The sequence below is a fragment of the Nocardioides pelophilus genome (assembly GCF_014180685.1).
Taxonomy (GTDB): domain Bacteria; phylum Actinomycetota; class Actinomycetes; order Propionibacteriales; family Nocardioidaceae; genus Nocardioides; species Nocardioides pelophilus.
Map to the genome: position 1 here is coordinate 1 of NZ_JACEHF010000031.1, position 16,846 is coordinate 16,846.

Genomic DNA, 16,846 nt, shown 5'->3' on the forward strand with positions numbered 1-16,846 from the left:
CCATGGCCGACGGGGCCGTCCACATCGACACCACCGAGCTCACCCTCGACGAGGTCGTCGACCTCCTGGTCGGTCTCGCGACGGCGCCGGCGGACGTCGCGACATGAACGGCGCGTCCGCTCACCTCGAGCGGCCGCGCAGCGATGTCGTCCGGCACCCGCAACGCTGGCTGCTCACCGCCGGTCGCCCCTTCGCCCGCTGGGTCGTGCGGCGGCGGTACGACGTCCGGGTCCACCACCCGGAGCGGTTCCCCCAGCACGGGCCGGTCGTCGTGACCGCCAACCACATCGGGATCATCGACGGCCCGCTGATGGCGCTCTTCGCACCGCGCCCGGTGCACGCGCTGACCAAGATCGAGATGTTCAAGGGCGCTCTCGGGCGGTTCCTGATGGTGGCCGGCCAGGTGCCGCTCGACCGGTTCCGCACCGATCCGCGGGCCGTGCGGATCGCGCTCCGTGTGCTGCGTGACGGCGGGGCGGTCGGCGTCTTCCCCGAAGGCACCCGCGGCAACGGTGAGCTGGAGAGGTTCCAGCGCGGCGCGGCCTACCTGGCGATGGTGACGGGTGCGCTCGTCGTACCCCTGACCTTCCTCGGCAGCCGGGAGCCCGGCGGCCACACCAACTCGCTCCCGCCGCGGAGAGCCAGGATCGACATCGTCGTCGGGCACCCGATGCCGGTCGACGCCGTACCGTGGCCCCGGGCGACCTCGAGACTTTCCGCAGTGTCGGACGACCTGCACGAGCGGATGCTGACGGGGCTGAAGGATGCGCTGGCCGAGACCGGCCGCAGCCTCCCTGGCCCCCTACCTTCAGGAGAAGTTCTGTGAGTGACATCGCACCGGTGCCCGTTCTCGCGGTCGTCGGACGACCCAACGTCGGCAAGTCCACGTTGGTCAACCGGATCCTCGGGCGGCGCGAGGCCGTCGTGGAGGACATCCCGGGGGTGACCCGCGACCGGGTGTCCTACGACGCCGAGTGGAACGGGCGGGCCTTCACCGTCGTCGACACCGGCGGCTGGGACCCGGACGCGCGCGGCTTGGCCGAGCGGATCGCCGCCCAGGCCGAGATCGCGGTGACCCTCGCCGACGCGACCCTGTTCGTGGTCGACGCGACCGTCGGCATCACCGATGCCGACGAGGAGGTCGTGAAGATCCTGCGCCGCTCGGGCAAGCCGGTGGTGCTGGCGGCCAACAAGGTCGACGACGAGCGCGCCGAGGCCGAGGCCTACGGACTGTGGAACCTCGGGCTGGGGGAGCCGTTCGCGGTCTCCGCGCTGCACGGTCGCGGGTCCGGCGACCTGCTCGATGCCGTGCTGGCCGTGCTCCCGGAGCCGCCGCCCGTCACCGACAAGGAGTACGGCGGGCCGCGCCGGATCGCGATCGTCGGTCGCCCCAACGTCGGCAAGTCGTCGCTGCTCAACAAGCTCGCGGGGGAGGAGCGGGTGGTCGTCGACAACGTCGCCGGCACCACCGTCGACCCGGTCGACGAGCTGGTGGAGCTGGGCGGCCGGACCTGGCGGTTCGTCGACACCGCGGGCATCCGGAAGCGGGTCAAGGAGGCGTCGGGGCACGAGTACTACGCCTGGCTGCGGACCTCGACTGCGATCGAGCGCTCGGAGGTCTGCGTGCTGGTGCTCGACGGCCAGGAGTCGATCGCGGAGCAGGACCTGCGGATCCTCCAGGCCGTGCGCGAGTCCGGCCGGGCTCTGGTCATCGCCTTCAACAAGTGGGACCTGGTCGACGAGGAGCGTCGCTACTACCTCGACCGCGAGATCGAGCGCGACCTGGTGCAGGTGCAGTGGGCGCCGCGGATCAACATCACCGCCCGCACGGGCTGGCACATCGACCGACTGGTGCCCGCGCTCGACAAGGCGCTCGAGGGCTGGGAGACCCGGGTCTCGACCGGTGCCCTGAACGCGTTCCTCGGTCGGCTGGTGGCCGAGCACCCCCACCCGGTCCGGAGCGGCAAGCAGCCCAAGATCCTCTTCGGCACCCAGCCGGCGACCGCGCCCCCGACGTTCGTGCTCTTCACCTCGGGCAAGCTGGACGCCGGCTACGAGCGGTTCATCGAGCGTCGGCTGCGGGAGGAGTTCGGCTTCGTCGGGACGCCGATCGTGATCAACGTGAAGCCGCGGGAGAAGCGCAAGCGCTGACAGCGCTGGTGAGGGACCAGCACTTGCATTGTTCGAACAAGTGTTCGAACATGGAGGGGTGAGTGCCCAGGTCGTCGAGCTGCTGCAGCAACGGATCGAGTCGCTCCAGGGCGCCCCGACCCGGCTGACAGTCCCGGTGCACCCGGCGCTGGAGGATCTGGTGCAGCTCCGCACCGGGACGAGCTATGCCGTCGACTCGGCGTCGCTGGCGCTCGCCCTGGCCGCCGGAGCCTCGCGCGCCGGGGAGTGGGTGGGGTTCGCGGGGTGGGGCGACTTCGGCGCCGAGGCGGCGAGCCAGTGGGGCATCGACCTGCGCCGGACGGTGCTGGTGCCCGAGCCGGGTGACCTCTGGCTCGAGGTGGCAGCGGCGCTCGTCGACGTGCTCAAGGTCGTCGTGCTCAAGCCGACCACCCTGGTCGACCCGAAGTCGGCGGCGGTGCTCGACGCCCGGCTCCGGGCCAGGTCCGCCATCCTGGTCGTCTGGGGCGCGTGGCCCAGGGTCGAGGCGCGGCTGAGCGCGGAGCGGGTCGCCTGGAACGGTGCCGACCGCGGTCGTGGCCGACTGAGCCGGCGTGAGCTGAGGGTCGTCGTCGACCGCGGCGGGCGACGGTCGGTGCGCGACCTCGAGCTGCCATGAAACCCCGGCTCCCATGAGAGTCCTCGTCGCCTGGTGCCCCGACTGGTCGGTCACCGCCGGGCTGTTCGAGCTCGCCGAGACTCGGTCCGATCGTCCGCCGACCAGCCACGAACCGGCCGCGGTCTTGAAGAACAACGTGGTCGAGGTCTGCAACGCCGCCGCTCGCGCCGAGGGGGTCCGGCGCGGCCAGCGGCGCCGCGACGCCCAGGCGAGGTGCCCGGAGCTCGCGCTGCTCCCGGCCAGCCCCGAGCGCGATGCGCGCTACTTCGAGCCGGTGCTGGCGATCGTCGAGGAGCTGCGTCCCGGGGTGGCGCCGATCCGGCCGGGGCTGATGGCGGTGCCGGCTCCCGGTCGCTACTTCGGTGGGGAGCCGCACGCCGCCGCGCTGGTCGCCCAGCACCTGGTCGAGGCGGGGGTGTGGGACTGCCGGCTCGGGGTGGCCGACGACCTGTTCACCGCCGAGCAGGCTGCCCGCCAGGCGATGGTCCAGGACTGTGTGGTGGTGGCGCCGGGCACGTCCGCGACCTTCCTCCAGGAGCTTCCGGTGCAGGTGCTCGCCACCCTGGACGACGACGCGGGGGAGGGCAGGGCTCTGGCCGACCTGCTGCGCCGGCTCGGGCTGAGGACCCTTGGCGACTTCGCCCGACTGTCGGCCGCGGAGGTGAGCAACCGGTTCGGTGCTTTCGGGCTGAGCGTGTGGCAGCGCGCCCAGGGTGCCGCTCCGGCCGGGCTCGGGTCGCGGACACCGCCACCGGAGCTGGCGTGCGAGGTCGGCTTCGAGCCACCGCTGGAGTCCGCGGAGGCGGTCTGCTTCAGCGTCCGCACCACCGCCGAGAGGTTCGTGCAGGGGCTGTCCGCGCGACAGCTGGTCGCGGTCGCCGTACGCATCGAGGCGGAGGCCGACGGAGTGGTCACCTCGGCGCGCACGTGGCTCCACCCGCGCTGCTTCACCTCGAGGGACCTCGTCGACCGGGTGCACTGGCAGCTGCAGGCCGGCACGGCCGGGTCCGGCCTGCGCAGCCGTCGGGACTCCGGGGCGGTGGGGGCGCCGATCGGGCGGGTGCGGTTCCTGCCGGAGACCGTCGAGGCGGCTGCCGACCACGCCGACGGACTGTGGGGTGGCGGGGCGGACGAGCAGGTGACCCGCGGGGTGGCGCGGGTCCAGGCGATGATCGGCTTCGACGCGGTGCGGGTCCCGGTGCTGCAGGGCGGGAGGGGCGTCGCCGACCGGCAGGCGAGCGTCACGTGGGGCGAGCGACCGGTCGGGCTGCGGCCACTGGACCGGCCGTGGCCAGGTCGGATCCCCGGTCCGGCTCCGGCGCGGGTCTTCGCCTCGGGGCTCCCCGCCGAGGTCGTCGACGAGTCGGGGCGCTCGGTCGCGGTGACCGAGCGCGGCGTGGTGACGGGTGAGCCGTGGCGCTACCGGATCGACGCGGCCACCGACATCGCCGTACGCCGGTGGACGCCGGTGTCGTCCTGGGCGGGTCCGTGGCCGGTCGACGACGGGTGGTGGCTGTCGACGGATGCGTCGGGGCGCGGGAGGTCGGCCAGGTTCCAGCTCGTGGGTGTCGACGGCCGCGCCTGGCTGCTGGTGTGGTCCGCCGCCGGCTGGAGCGTCGAGGCCGCCTACGACTGAGTCAGCCCTCGCCGGTGACCGGGCCCCGGGTCTACCCTGCAGTGATGGCGCCGAAGACACCGTCCCTGGACATCACCCTGGTGACCAAGAACCTGAGAGCCCTGCAGGGTGCGCTCGAGCACAGCCTGACCATCCAGCGGACCCGGGTCCAGGAGATCGTCGACGAGCTGGTCTCCCGCGGCTCACTCAGCCGCGCCGACGCCGACGGCCTCCTCAACCAGCTCCTGACCAGCAGCAAGGACTACTCCCAGGCCCTGCTGCAGGTCCTCGACTCGGTGACCGCCGAGGCCCGCAAGAGCATCGGTGCCGGCATCGCGCCGGTGATGGCGACGGCCGGCAAGCTCGCGGACTCGGTACGGCAGGTGGGCAAGACCAGCGGCAGGACCAGCAGGTCCAGCGCCGTGGCACCGAAGGCCGCCGCGAAGCCCGCCGCACCCAGCGCTGCCGCGCCGGCCGAGCCGATCCCCGGGTACGCCGGGCTGACCGTGGCCGAGATCAGGCCGCGTCTCACCGGCCTCAGCCCATCGCAGCTGCGCAAGGTGCGCGACCTCGAGCTGGCCGGCGAGGCGCGCAAGAGCGTGCTGGGCCAGATCGATCAGCTGCTGGCCGCCCGGTCCTGACAGCTCGCCTGACAGCCCGGCCCTGACAGCGCCTGACATCCCGCCTGCAGAATGGCCCCGTGAACCTCCACGTGGTGCTCTGGCCGATCCATGACTGGCCGACGATGGCCGACATCTGGCGTCGGACCGAGGAGCTCGGCTTCGCGGGCGCCTGGGTCTACGACCACCTCGCGTGGCGTGGCCACTCGCCGTGGGACGACGCCTACGCCAGCCTCGCCACGGCAGCCGCCGTCACGTCCCGGATCCGGCTCGGCACCCTGGTGACCTCGCCCAACTTCCGCACGCCGGTGCCGACCGCGTCGGCGGCGCGGACGATCGACCGGATCTCGGGCGGACGGCTGACCCTCGGCATCGGGGCCGGAGGCAGCGACCCCACCTCCGACGGCGACGTGCTCGACCGGGAGTGGACGCCGCGGGAGCGGGCCGATCGGTTCGAGGAGTGGGTCACCCACCTCGACGCCCTGCTGACCGGGGTCGCGGTGTCGACGGCGGGCGAGTACTGGTCGACGCGCGGCGTGACCATCTCGCCGGGCCTGGTGCAGCAGCGCCCGCCGTTCTGGATCGCCGCCGGCGGGCCGCGCGGCATGCGGCTCGCGGCGGCGCTCGGCCAGGGCTGGGTGGTCAACCCGAGCGACGAGGCGCCGTACGACGAGACGCGGGCGCTCTTCACGCGGATGGAGGCGACCTGTGCCGCTGCCGGCCGCGACTTCGCGGCCATGCCGCGCCTGCTGCTCACCGGGTTCAGCGGTGAGCCGTGGCTCGCGTCCGAGGCGGCCTACGACGACCTCGCCGGCCGCTATGCCGAGCTGGGCGTCACCGACGTGGCGATCCACTGGCCGCGACCCGGCACGGAGTGGGACGCCGACATGGCCGTCTTCGAGGCGATCGCGGAGAGGGCTACCCGAACGCAGCCGTGACGTGTCCGTGGAGGTCCGGGTAGCGCATCAGGTGGGCGCCCCCGTTGAGGTCGAGGACCTCGCCGGTCATCCACTCGGCCCGGCTGAGGTAGACCACGCCCTCGGCGACCTCCTCCGGCCGACCGGCGCGTCCCAACGGGGTGTTGGCCAGGTAGTCGTCCTCGACGCCGGGGATGTCCATCGCCGGCGCGGTCAGCGGCGTCACCACGAGGCCCGGCGCGATCGCGTTGACCCGGATGCCGCGCGGCCCGAGCTCGAGCGCGGCGACGGCGGTGAGCATGTTGACCCCCGCCTTCGCTGCGCAGTACGGCGCCATCGCGGCTCCGGCCTGACGTCCGTTGAGGCTCGAGACCAGCACGATCGCACCGCCGCGCTCCAGGTGGGCCGCGGCGTGCTTGACGACGAGGAACGACCCGGTGAGGTTCACGTCGACGACGCCGCGGAACTCCTCGACGGCGAGTTCGCTCACCAGGCCGAACGTGCTGATGCCGGCGGTGTTGACGACGAGGTCGAGCCGACCGTGCTCGTCGACCACCGCCTGGAGGAGCGCCTGGACCGACGCCTCGTCGGTGACGTCGACGTGGGTGCAGCCGGGCAGGTCGGCGTTGCGGTCGGCGACGACCACGGTGCAGCCGTCGTCCTCGAGGGCGCGCGCCGTCGCCGCGCCGATGCCCGAGGCACCTCCGACCACGACGGCGATCCGGGGATGGGTGCTCATCAGGCCTCCTGTCTGGCGAAGCTGGCCCGCCGCTGGTCGACGAACCTCGCGGACGCCTTCTGCACGAAGCCGGGAGCGAGCCGGCCGACCCGCCACGCGATGCGCGCGTTGCGCGGCGTCACCAGCAGACCGCGGTTCAGGGCGACGGCGGCGAGGGTCTCGGCCGCCAGCGTCTCGGGCGGGTGCGGTCGTCGTACGCCCTGACCGGTGAGGTAGTAGTCGCGGCCGTTGAAGGCGCCGATCGCGCCCTTGTCGAGGATCGGGGTGTCGACGGCTGCCGGGCAGATGACGGTCACCCCGACCCCCTTGGACGCGGCCTCGGATCGCAGCGCCAGGGACAGACCGACGACCGCGTGCTTGGTGGCGACGTAGCTGGTGATGAGGCCGGCCGCCATCAGTCCGCCCATGGAGGCGGTGTTGACGATGTGGCCGCAACCCTGCCGCACCATCAGCGGGTACGCCGCCGCGACCCCGTGCACGACGCCGCGGAGGTTGACGTCGATGATCGCGTTCCAGTGGTCGAGGGTGAGGTCCTCGGTCTCGCCGCCGAAGACGATGCCGGCGTTGTTGAACATCAGGTCCAGCGAACCGCGTTCGGCCGCCACCTCGTCGACGAGTGCCTGCACCGCGGCGGCGTCGGTGACGTCGAGCCGCGCGGGTCGGGCCGAGCCGGGACCGGACGCTGACGTGGCCACGGCGGTCGCCGCGGCGAGGTCGATGTCGGAGCACACCACGTGGGCGCCGGCCCCGACCAGGGCCCGGGTCAGCGCGGCACCGGTGCCGGAGCCGCCTCCGGTCACGATGGCGGAGGCGCCGGCGTACCGCTCGCTCACGCGCGCTCCTGGTACGCCGAGCCGCGCTCCTCGCGGACCCACAGCGGGCCCTCGCCGCCGTCGATGCCCTGGGCGACGAGCTCACGCTTGAGCACCTTGTTGGTGGCGGTCGCGGGCAGGGTCGGGGCGATCCGGACGTAGCGCGGCCACGCCTTGGGGGAGAGATCGGGCTGAGCGGCGAGGAAGGCCTCGAGCTCGGCCGGTGACAGCTGGGCGTCGTCGCGGAGCACGATCGCCGCCATCACCTGGTCGCCCACGTTGGGGTCCGGCACGGCGTAGACCGCGACCCGGCTCGCAGCGGGCAGCCGCTGGAGCACCCGCTCGATCGGAGCCGCGGCGAGGTTCTCCCCGTCGACCCGCATCCAGTCGGCGGTGCGCCCGGCGAGGTAGATCCAGCCGTCGGCGTCGCGGTAGGCGAGGTCGCCGGACCAGTACATGCCGTGACGCATCCGCTCCTGGTTGGCCGCCGGGTCGTTGTAGTAGCCGGAGAAGTAGCCGGCGCCGGTCTTGTTGACCAGCTCGCCGATCGCCTCGTCGGGGTTCGTCAGCGCGCCGTGCTCGTCGAAGACCGCGCGCGGGCACTCCTGGAGCGTCTCGCTGTCGTAGACGGCGACCTCCTCGCCGCCGCGGCCGACCGACCCGGGCGGCGTTCCCTCGTCGCGGGTGATGATGATGGCGAGCTCGGTCGACCCGAACCCGTCGACCACCTGGCAGCCGAACCGCCGCCCGAACTCCTCGATGTCGCGGTCGCTGGCCTCGTTGCCGAACGCGACCCGCAACGGGTTGTCGCTGTCGTCGGCCAGCTCCGGGGTGGCGAGGACGTGCGCCAGCGGCTTGCCGACGTAGTTCATGTACGTCGCGCCGTACCTGCGGATGTCCCGCAGGAAGCCCGACGCGCTGAACCGGGCGGGAACGATCGCCGCACCACTGCAGGCGGCCACCGCCCACCCCGCCGCTACCGCGTTGGAGTGGAAGAGCGGCATCGACACGTAGCAGACGTCGGCCGACGTGACGTCGAACATCGACACCAGGTTGAGGCCGGAGAACAACGGCAGCAGGTGGGTGACCTGGACCGCCTTCGGGTCACCGCTGGTGCCCGACGTGAAGATCATCATGAACGTGTCCATCGCGCCGACCTCGCGGTGCGGCACCAGCTCGCCTGCCCCGGCCAGCAGGGCTGCCCACTCGTCGGAGTCGGTGTTGACGACCCGCACGTTCGCCGCGGCGAGGTCGTCGGCGACGGCGTCGACGAGGGGCTGGTGCTCGTCATCGGTGAGCAGGACCTGGCACTCGGCCCGCAGGACGTCGGCGGCGAGCCCGGCGCCGCGCCGCGTCGTGTTGATGCCGCACAGCACGTAGCCGCCGAGCGCTGCCGCCGCCATCGCACGGAGCATCTGCGGGCCGTTGCCGAGGAGGGTCCCGACATGGACGGGGCGCTCGCGGTCGACGACGTCGAGCAGCGCGGCTGCCTCGTCGGCGGACGCGCGCACGTAGTCACGCCACGACACGACGGTGTCCTCGTGGAGGACGGCCGGCTGCTCGTCGGTGGCGCGCTCACGCAGGAGCTGCTGCAGGGTCTCAGGCATGGACGGCCTCCGTCGCGAGCTTGCGTTGCAGGAAGTGGACGGCATGGGCGACGGCGGGCTGGTGCCAGTCCTTGCCGGGGAAGAGGTCGAAGTGGTCGCAGGGGTAGTGGCGGACCTCGGCCCGGCCGCTGAACGCGGCCTTGACCGCTGCCTGCGGCGGCGCACTCTGGTCGAAGTCGGCGATCTGCACCAGCAGCGGGCACCGGATCCGGGCGGCCGCCGTCCGCGGCTTGCGGGTGCCGAGCTCGAGCGTCACGTCGGCGGCGATCTCGTTGCGCCAGGTCGGGCCCGCGATCGACAGGTAGTCCTCGAGCGCACCGGGAAGCGTCATCGCTCCCACCTCGCCGGGGCGGGCGACGATCGGCATCAGCACCGGTCCACGGCCGGTACGGGCGGAGACCCGGCCGCGGATGCCGCGAGCGGTGGCTCGGAGCAGCTCGCCGGGGCTGTGCGTCGCCGTCGCGTGGACGGCGGCGGCCACCCCGTCGACCATCGGGACGACGGAGATCACCGCGGCCACGTCGTCGCGGTCGGCCGCGGCGCGCAGCACGTGGCCACCGGCGAGCGAGATGCCCCACAGCACGATCCGCTGCGGATCGACGCCGGGCAGGCGGGCGGCGGCGGTCATCGCGGCGCGGTAGTCGGCGAGCTGGCCGTCGAGCGACACGACCTGGCGCGGGTCGCCGGCGCTGCCGCCGAAGCCCCGGTAGTCGAAGAGGAGCACGTCGAGGCCGGCTGCGGCGAACGCCGACGCGAACGGCTGGAGCCCCGAGTCCTTGGTGCCGCCCAGGCCGTGCGCCATGACGACGACCGGTCGCCCGGCCTCGGTGGCGAGCCTGTCGTCCGCCGCGGCGAAGTGCCAGGCCTCGCAGGTGGTGCCCTCCGAGTCGAAGGTCAGCGTCTCGGCCGTCATGAAGTGCTCCCCTTGCCGTGGATGTCGGTGCCGTAGATGGTGCGCAGCCAGATGAACGCGAGCGCCTCGATGTGCTCCTCGCGGGAGGGCCCGGAGCCCAGCGAGTGCCGCTCGAGAGCGTGGTCGTTGAGGTCGAGGAGCACGGCGGCGACGGCCGTCGCGTCCGGGCCCTCGGATGCTCGCCCGGCTGCGCGCTCGGTCTCGATCATCCCGGCGATCACTCCGGCGAAGTCGGCCCGCCCGGCGTCCCACATCTGCCGGACGGTGCCGCTCGACGCGCGGGCCTCCAGCAGGGCGCGGTAGGTGTGCGGGCTGGTGTCGACCGAGTCGAAGAGCATCGTGATCGCCTGCCGGATGCGCTGGCCGGGGTCGCCCTCGGCCTTCACCAGCAGCTCGTTGGCATCGGCCGCGGCGTCGTACAGGTCCTGCATGAGGGCCATGACCGCGAGCGCCTTGTTCTCGAAGTAGAAGTAGAACGCCGAGCGGGTCACCCCGGCCCGCTGCGAGATCTCGGCGACGTTGATCTCGTCGAGCGACTGCTCGCGCAGCAGCTCGTCGAAGGCCGTGAGCAGTGCGTCGCGGCGAGCGTCGCCGCGGTTCGTGCCACGGCGGTCGACCAGCCGGTTCCAGGCGCCGTCGCCCGGTGCCGTCGTCATCGGCGGGCGGCCAGGCTGCGCTTGCGGCCGGCCGGGATCTCGCGGGCGCGGATGTCGTGCTCGTAGATGAAGTAGTCGACCTGCTGGGTGTGGCGCGGGGTCTTGAGCACGTGGCCGATGTACTTCGCCTCGTCCTCGAGGATCACCCGCTCCATCTCGGCGACGTCGGGCAGCGCGTAGGCCCCGGCCAGGTGTGCGGCCAGGAGCCGGGCCTGGGACTCCACGAAGGGGAACAGCGTCGGTGTCGCCTGGGCGAAGCCGATGAACGTGAGGTCGTCGATGCCGGGCTTGTACATCCGCTTGTAGAGCGGCAGGTGGTTGTCCGGCGCGCTGATGAAGTCGGGGTCGAAGAACGGGAAGGTGATGTTGTAGCCGGTCGCCCACACGATGATGTCGAAGTCGTCGCTGGTGCCGTCCTCGAAGTGCACGGTCGAGCCGGCAAGGCTGCTGATGTTGGGCTTGGGGGTGACGTCGCCGGATCCCAGCCGGAGCGGCAGCTCGACGGACTGGGTCGGGTGGGCCTCGAAGAACTTGTGGTTGGGCTGGGGCAGGCCGTAGAGCGCGCCGTTGGAGCCGTTCATCGGCTGCGCCATCTGCATGATCTTGCGCTGCCAGGAGAGCGGGAGGTACGGCGTGGTGCGGTACATCGTGTCCGCCGGCCGGCCGTAGACGTACTTCGGCACGATCCAGGCGCCGGAGCGGGTCGAGAGCGTCACCTTGGTCTGCAGGGCCTTCGACGACAGCTCCACCGCGATGTCGGCCGCGCTGTTGCCGAGCCCGACCACGAGGATTCGCGCTCCGAAGAAGTCGAACGGCGTGCGCGGGTCGATGTAGTGGTGGGAGTGCAGGGTGCGTCCGGTGAACTCACCGGGGAAGTCGGGGTAGCGCGGGTCCCAGTGGTGGCCGTTGGCGACCACGAGGTGGTCGAAACGTCGTACGACGCCCGCCTGGTCGGTGATCTCCCAGCCGTCCCCGTCGAGGCGGCGCGCATGCTGGACGCCGTTCTCGAACTCGATGTTGCGCTTGAGGTTGAACGCCTCGGCGTAGGACTCGAGGTAGTCCTTGATCTGGGTGTGGTGGGGGAAGTCCGGGTAGTGCTCCGGCATCGGGAAGTCGCGGAAGGACAGCCGCTCCTTCGACGTGTCGATGTGCAGCGAGCGGTAGGCGCTGCTGTGGCCGTTCGGGTTGCCGAACGCCCAGTTCCCACCGATCCGGTCCGAGGCCTCGAAGCAGGTGTGGTCGATGCCGTAGTCGCTGAGCATCTTGCTGCTCGTCAGACCACTGATGCCTGCGCCGATGACGGCAGTCCTGGGACCGGACACGGTTTCTCCCTCGCGCGGAACGGATGCTCAGGAGAACGTACGGGCGAAGTTGACACGTGTCAATGAAAACTGACAGGCGTCTGTTGGCTAGGCGGGCTCACTCTCCGCCGGCGACTCCGGGCCGCCCTTGGTGGCCTCGGTCTCGGTGTCCTCGCCCTCGGTCGTCTCGTCCGGCAGCTCGTCGTCGGTCGCGGGATTCTGGTCGGGGTCAAGGTCGCGCGGCACCCGCGAGTAGGCGCCGTCGCCGCCGACCCCCGGCACGGCGTTCGGACCGCCGGGCGACGGCTCCGGCGGCTCGGCCGTCGGCGCCGGGCGGCGGATCTCCCTCTGGTCGTCAGGCATTGCGTTCTCCCTCCGTTGTTCGGTCACGCTCCATGCAGGGAGGTATCCCGTCGGGGCGGGTTCATCCGGGGGAGGGGAGGCGTCCGGTGCGACAGATAGGTGCGACAGATGAGGTCGTCCCGTCAGGTGCCGACGAAGACCCGCCCCATCGCGAAAATCCCCTGCTGAGGGATCCAGAAGTCGCCGAGGCGGGCCTGCTCGCGCAACGGCGCGGGCGGCCCGGCGTCCTGACCATGGATCGACGCGCTCGCATCGACCACCCGCCAGATCCGGTGCGGGTTGGCGTCGAACGGCTGACCGTTGGCCGTCAGTCCCGTCATGCCGACCTTCCCGACGCCCAACGTCGCCGATGCGACGGCTCCCATCGCCTTGAGCATCGCCGGTGACCTCCAGGCACGGAGCGGCAGCAGTCCGCCGACGCCGCTCATGATCCTCGTCATCGGCGAGGTGTCGAGCGTGAGCGTCCAGTCGACGAGCTCCGGCGAGGTGACACGCAGGACGTGTGACGCGTCCCAGGTGACGTCGATGTCGACGACGGTCGACTCCTGCACACCGTGGCCGAACCAGCGTGAGCAGGCGAACTGGGGCTGGGCGGACTCGTAGAAGTGCCAGACCCCCTCGGGGTCGCGATGCCAGATGGACGTGAACTGGTCGCCGACTGACGATGCGGTCCACCGGCGCAGCCCGAGCACATGTCCGGATGCGAACGACTGCCCCATGACGCCGTAACCCGAGACGCGTTCCTCAGAGCCCGGTGGGAGCTGAGGATGCTGCTCAGAGCCGAGCGCACAATCCCGTGGAGACTTCACGGTCCGAAAGTAGCCCTCGCCGCGACGTGACGGGAGATCGCCGTTTGCGGGAGTGTGTGCCTCGGCGTTCCTAGTTCCACGTCGCGGTCGGGGCGTATCCGATCGATTCAACGACTGTCGAGGTCGAGGGGTCGGCGTTCGTGGGCCACGTGACGATGGCATCGGACCCGTCGTCGCCGCCGCTCATGCGATAGGCCAGCAGTGCCGAGCCGTCGTAGTTGGGGGTGACGTCGTAGAAGGTCGGGACGTGAACGGGATCGCCTTCGATGAAGAGTCGACGTTTGCCTGTGCCGTTGGGGGCGCTGATCCAGATCGATCGGGTCTGGTTGCGCCATCGGGCGGTGATGATGTGGTGCCCGTCGCCGGTGATGCGGACGGACCTCACTCGCCGAAGCACGAGTTCCGACTCTCCTGCCTTCGCTGACCGAAGATTGCGGCCGTCGGAGTAGAGGATGCCGGCCCGGGTCCACGGGAGGGAGTCGTTGATGAAGAGGTTGTCCCTCACCGAACCCAGGTTGAGGATGCGTTCGAGGCCGGCGCGGCGGACAGTAGGAAGCTCGCTACTCGGCAAGCGAGGACGCAGGGCGGCTCTGGTACAACTCCCCGGTGAGGTTCCAGCGCGCCGCCGCCCTGTTCGCGATGGGCCTGCTCCTCTGGGCCCTCGGGCCGCTCGTGCTGGTCGTCGCCCTGGTGGCCCTTGGCTTCCCGGGCGTACGGCGCTGGTTGCGGCCGACCTGGCGGGTGGTGGCGGCCTGGTCCGGCGCCGTCGCCGTACTGGTCGGGGTGGTGATGCTCCTCCCCGACGGCTACCTGCCGATCCCGCCGGGTCCCGGCGCGCTGGCGACCCCTGGCTACGTCGGCAGCCCGGCCACCCCCGACCCGATCGACCTTCAGGTGCCGCAGCACCCGCACCTGGCCAACAACGGCAGCAGCTCGATGCACAACGACGGCTGGGCCTCCGACGCCTATGCCGGGCCGGGTCCGCTGGGTGAGTCGCCCGAGGTCGACACCGCCTGGTACGGCCTGGAGGAGTGCGCGACGATCGCCTTCGACTCCCGGCAGCGGCTGATTGCCCTGTGCGGCAACATCTCCGGTCCGGTGCTGCACGTGCTCGACCCCGAGACGATGCGCGCCCAGGACACTCTCCAGCTGCCCGGCCGCCGCGACACCGGCAACGACAAGTTGCCGTGGGAGGACCTGTGTGGCGGCGCCTACTTCTTCCTCGACGACCAGGACCGCGCCATCACGGCCACCACCGAGCGCAGCATTGTCGCGGTCACCACCGCCGACGACCAGGCTGAGCCCGACCTCACCATCCAGTCGACCTACGACCTCAGCGAGCACGTGCCCGAGGACGACTGCCTGATCGCGCTGATGCCCGACTGGGACGGCCGGATCTGGTACGAGACCGAGGACGGCCGGGTCGGGTTCGTCGACCCCGGCACCGGCCGCGCCACCGTGCTCGACCTCGGCGAGGAGATCGCCAACTCGTTCTCGGTCGGCGCCGACGGCGGCGTCTACGTCGTCACCGTCAACGCCCTCTACAAGCTCGGCGTCGACCCTGCCGGCAGGCCCATGGTCACCTGGCGCACCACCTACGACCGCGGCACCGACACCAAGCCCGGGCAGCTCAGCCGCGGCAGCGGTACGACGCCGACGCTGATGCCCGGCGGCCTGGTGGCGATCACCGACAACGCAGAACCGCGGATGAATGTGCAGTTCTACGAGACCAACGACGGCAGCCTGGTCTGCCAGCGGGCCGTCTTCGAGGACGGCGCCAGCGCAACCGAGAACTCGCTGGTCTCGGTGGGCGACGGCGTCGTGGTCGAGAACAACTACGGGTACGACAGTCCGTTGCGCACGATGTTCGGACGGGTCACCGAGGGCGGCTTCGCGCGCGTGGACGTGGCCGGCGGGGAGTGCGAGCTCGTCTGGACCTCCGACGAGGTGGCGCCGACGTCGGTCGCGAAGGTGTCGCTGGAGACCGGTCTCGTCTACGCCTACACCAAGCGGAAGAGCTGGCTCGGGGTCAACGCCTGGTACTTCACCGCGATCAGCGCCCGCACCGGTCGCACGGAGTTCTCGGTGCGCACCGGGGTCGGCACGCTGTTCAACAACCACTATTCCGCGGTGACGCTGGCCATGGACGGTTCGGCGTACGTTGCCACCCTCGCCGGCATGGTCCGGGTGCACGACCGGGACTGAGGTCGCCCGTCGTACCTGAGGTTTCGGCCCCGATGCGGGTCCAGATGGGGCCGGAACTTCAGGTACGTCGTGGGTGATGGCCGCGCCCTCCGCTCGGCAGAAGTGGGCAACCTGGGAGTAGCAGGTGAGTTCACTTGGCGTTCGAACACATGTTCGATACAATCGAGCCATGTCATCCCGCCGCTCGCTCGCAGCGCAGGCAGCCGATCTGGCTGTTGCACTGCGGAGCGGTGGGCTGCCGGAGGACTCAGCAGCGCTGATCGACCTGATCGGCGAGCTGGAGACGTTGAAGTCGGCGGCGTGTGCGGCGCAGGGTGAGGCAGCGGTGGCTTACGACGCTGCTCGCCGCAGTGTCGAGTCCGCGCAGGGAGTTCCCGCCCGCCGGCAGGGCAGGGGAGTGGCGGCCGAGATCGCGCTCGCTCGGCGCGAGTCGCCACACCGCGGCCAGACCCTGCTCGGGCTGGGCAAGATCCTCCATCACGAGATGCCGCACACCCGGGCGCGACTGGCGGACGGCAGGCTCAGCGAGTTCCGCGCGATCCTGCTGGTGCGGGAGACGGCCTGCCTGACGGCCGAGCAGCGCCTGTTCGTCGACGAGGAGCTCTGTGCCGACCCGGCTGCACTCGACGGCATCGGCACCCGTGAGCTGGTGGCGCGGGCGAAGCGGGCTGCCTACGAGATCGACCCAGCCGCCGTCGTACGACGCGCGCGCAACGCCGAGTCCGACCGCAACGTGACGGTGCGTCCGGCGCCCGACACGATGACCTACCTGACCAGCCTGCTCCCGGTCGCGCAGGGGGTGGCGGTGCACGCGGTCCTCGGTCGTGATGCCGACGCGCTCCGGGCCAAGGGCGACACCCGCGGTCGCGGACAGCTGATGGCTGACCTGCTGGTCGCGAGGATCACTGGCGCAGACCTCGTGCCCGATGCACCGACTCCCGTGCCGGTGATGGTCAACCTCACCATGGCGGACACGACACTCCTCGGCGGTCATCGGCCTGCTGAGATCGGTGCCGAGGGCGTGGTGCCAGAGACAGTGCCGGCGGAGATCGCCAGGTGCCTCCTGTCGCGTGCGCTGACCGCCGACGTCGGTGCCTGGATCCGACAGCTCTACGTCAACCACACCGGCCGGCTGATCGGGATGACCAGCAAGCAGCGGCTCTACGCCGACGGCCTGGCCGACTTCCTCAGCGCTCGTGACCTCGGCATCTGCCGCACCCCGTTCTGCGATGCCCCGATCCGGCACCGCGACCACGTCCAGCCGGTCCACGCGGGCGGCGAGACGACGGCCGACAACGGTCAAGGGCTGTGCGAGGCGTGCAACCAGGCGAAGGAGGCCCCTGACTGGCGACAGTGGTCGGTGGACGATCTTCGCCACACCGTCGAGATCCGCACCCCCACCGGTCACCGCTACCGAAGTCAGGCGCCACCGCCCGTCGGCTGGCGCGAGCCACGTTGGGTCAACAACAGACCCGGCGTCTACACCCTGGTCGCCTGAGAC

At 71.4% G+C, this 16,846-nt stretch carries 17 protein-coding genes; 8 read left to right on the forward strand and 9 right to left on the reverse strand.

The features are described 5' to 3' along the window. Nucleotides 1-103: 103 nt before the first annotated feature. From H0488_RS08175 to H0488_RS08200, 6 genes are read left to right on the forward strand one after another with little or no spacing between them, the layout of a single operon-like run. Nucleotides 104-826, forward strand: coding sequence for a lysophospholipid acyltransferase family protein (locus tag H0488_RS08175; protein WP_183098792.1), 723 nt, complete (start codon nucleotides 104-106; stop codon nucleotides 824-826). Then, nucleotides 823-2,151 carry a ribosome biogenesis GTPase Der gene (gene der, locus H0488_RS08180; RefSeq protein ID WP_183098793.1) on the forward strand — a complete coding sequence of 443 codons (1,329 nt, stop codon included), beginning with the start codon at nucleotides 823-825 and terminating at the stop codon, nucleotides 2,149-2,151. Before H0488_RS08175 ends, der begins: the two co-directional genes overlap by 4 nt. Nucleotides 2,152-2,209: 58 nt before the next feature. Beyond that, nucleotides 2,210-2,788 carry a DnaE2-dependent mutagenesis accessory factor ImuA' gene (gene imuA', locus H0488_RS08185; RefSeq protein WP_183098794.1) on the forward strand — a complete coding sequence of 193 codons (579 nt, stop codon included), beginning with the start codon at nucleotides 2,210-2,212 and terminating at the stop codon, nucleotides 2,786-2,788. A 13-nt stretch (nucleotides 2,789-2,801) separates the two neighbouring features. After that, the gene (locus tag H0488_RS08190; RefSeq protein WP_183098795.1) at nucleotides 2,802-4,424 is read left to right on the forward strand and encodes a DNA polymerase Y family protein; all 1,623 of its coding nucleotides are present in this window, start codon (nucleotides 2,802-2,804) and stop codon (nucleotides 4,422-4,424) included. Nucleotides 4,425-4,468: 44 nt separating this feature from the next. Then, nucleotides 4,469-5,044, forward strand: a complete 576-nt coding sequence (locus H0488_RS08195; RefSeq protein ID WP_183098796.1) for a hypothetical protein — start codon at nucleotides 4,469-4,471, stop codon at nucleotides 5,042-5,044. 59 nt (nucleotides 5,045-5,103) lie between these two features. After that, complete coding sequence (locus H0488_RS08200; RefSeq protein ID WP_220794334.1) at nucleotides 5,104-5,961, forward strand: LLM class flavin-dependent oxidoreductase; 858 nt, start codon at nucleotides 5,104-5,106, stop codon at nucleotides 5,959-5,961. On the opposite strand, the gene H0488_RS08205 is transcribed toward H0488_RS08200, so the two are convergent. The 9 genes from H0488_RS08205 to H0488_RS08245 all read right to left on the reverse strand — a co-directional run bounded on the left by H0488_RS08205 (nucleotide 5,942) and on the right by H0488_RS08245 (nucleotide 13,645). Continuing rightward, nucleotides 5,942-6,679 carry an SDR family NAD(P)-dependent oxidoreductase gene (locus H0488_RS08205; protein WP_183098797.1) on the reverse strand — a complete coding sequence of 246 codons (738 nt, stop codon included), beginning with the start codon at nucleotides 6,677-6,679 and terminating at the stop codon, nucleotides 5,942-5,944. The genes H0488_RS08200 and H0488_RS08205 overlap by 20 nt on opposite strands. Beyond that, a complete protein-coding gene (locus H0488_RS08210; protein WP_220794335.1) occupies nucleotides 6,679-7,512 on the reverse strand; it encodes an SDR family NAD(P)-dependent oxidoreductase in 834 nt (277 codons plus the stop codon). The genes H0488_RS08205 and H0488_RS08210 overlap by 1 nt, the downstream gene beginning before the upstream one ends. After that, on the reverse strand, nucleotides 7,509-9,098 hold the full coding sequence (fadD1, locus tag H0488_RS08215) for a fatty-acid--CoA ligase FadD1 (protein ID WP_183098798.1): 1,590 nt from the start codon (nucleotides 9,096-9,098) through the stop codon (nucleotides 7,509-7,511). Before fadD1 ends, H0488_RS08210 begins: the two co-directional genes overlap by 4 nt. Further along, nucleotides 9,091-10,011, reverse strand: a complete 921-nt coding sequence (locus tag H0488_RS08220) for an alpha/beta hydrolase (protein WP_183098799.1) — start codon at nucleotides 10,009-10,011, stop codon at nucleotides 9,091-9,093. Before H0488_RS08220 ends, fadD1 begins: the two co-directional genes overlap by 8 nt. Further along, nucleotides 10,008-10,667, reverse strand: a complete 660-nt coding sequence (locus H0488_RS08225; RefSeq protein WP_183098800.1) for a TetR/AcrR family transcriptional regulator — start codon at nucleotides 10,665-10,667, stop codon at nucleotides 10,008-10,010. Before H0488_RS08225 ends, H0488_RS08220 begins: the two co-directional genes overlap by 4 nt. Beyond that, nucleotides 10,664-11,989: a flavin-containing monooxygenase gene (locus tag H0488_RS08230; protein WP_183098801.1), complete on the reverse strand. Its 1,326-nt coding sequence runs from the start codon at nucleotides 11,987-11,989 to the stop codon at nucleotides 10,664-10,666. The genes H0488_RS08225 and H0488_RS08230 overlap by 4 nt, the downstream gene beginning before the upstream one ends. Before the next feature lie 87 nt (nucleotides 11,990-12,076). Next, nucleotides 12,077-12,331: a hypothetical protein gene (locus H0488_RS08235; RefSeq protein WP_183098802.1), complete on the reverse strand. Its 255-nt coding sequence runs from the start codon at nucleotides 12,329-12,331 to the stop codon at nucleotides 12,077-12,079. 122 nt (nucleotides 12,332-12,453) lie between these two features. After that, on the reverse strand, nucleotides 12,454-13,050 hold the full coding sequence (locus H0488_RS08240; protein WP_220794336.1) for a hypothetical protein: 597 nt from the start codon (nucleotides 13,048-13,050) through the stop codon (nucleotides 12,454-12,456). Between the two features lie 160 nt (nucleotides 13,051-13,210). Further along, nucleotides 13,211-13,645 (reverse strand): hypothetical protein, encoded by a 435-nt coding sequence (locus H0488_RS08245; RefSeq protein ID WP_183098804.1) that lies wholly within the window; start codon nucleotides 13,643-13,645, stop codon nucleotides 13,211-13,213. Nucleotides 13,646-13,746: 101 nt separating this feature from the next. Here H0488_RS08245 and H0488_RS08250 point away from each other — a divergent pair, with 101 nt between their 5' ends. Together H0488_RS08250 and H0488_RS08255 are read left to right on the forward strand one after the other, a co-directional pair. Next, on the forward strand, nucleotides 13,747-15,345 hold the full coding sequence (locus H0488_RS08250) for a PQQ-binding-like beta-propeller repeat protein (protein WP_183098805.1): 1,599 nt from the start codon (nucleotides 13,747-13,749) through the stop codon (nucleotides 15,343-15,345). A gap of 169 nt (nucleotides 15,346-15,514) precedes the next feature. After that, the gene (locus tag H0488_RS08255; protein WP_183098806.1) at nucleotides 15,515-16,843 is read left to right on the forward strand and encodes an HNH endonuclease; all 1,329 of its coding nucleotides are present in this window, start codon (nucleotides 15,515-15,517) and stop codon (nucleotides 16,841-16,843) included. Nucleotides 16,844-16,846: the final 3 nt, after the last annotated feature.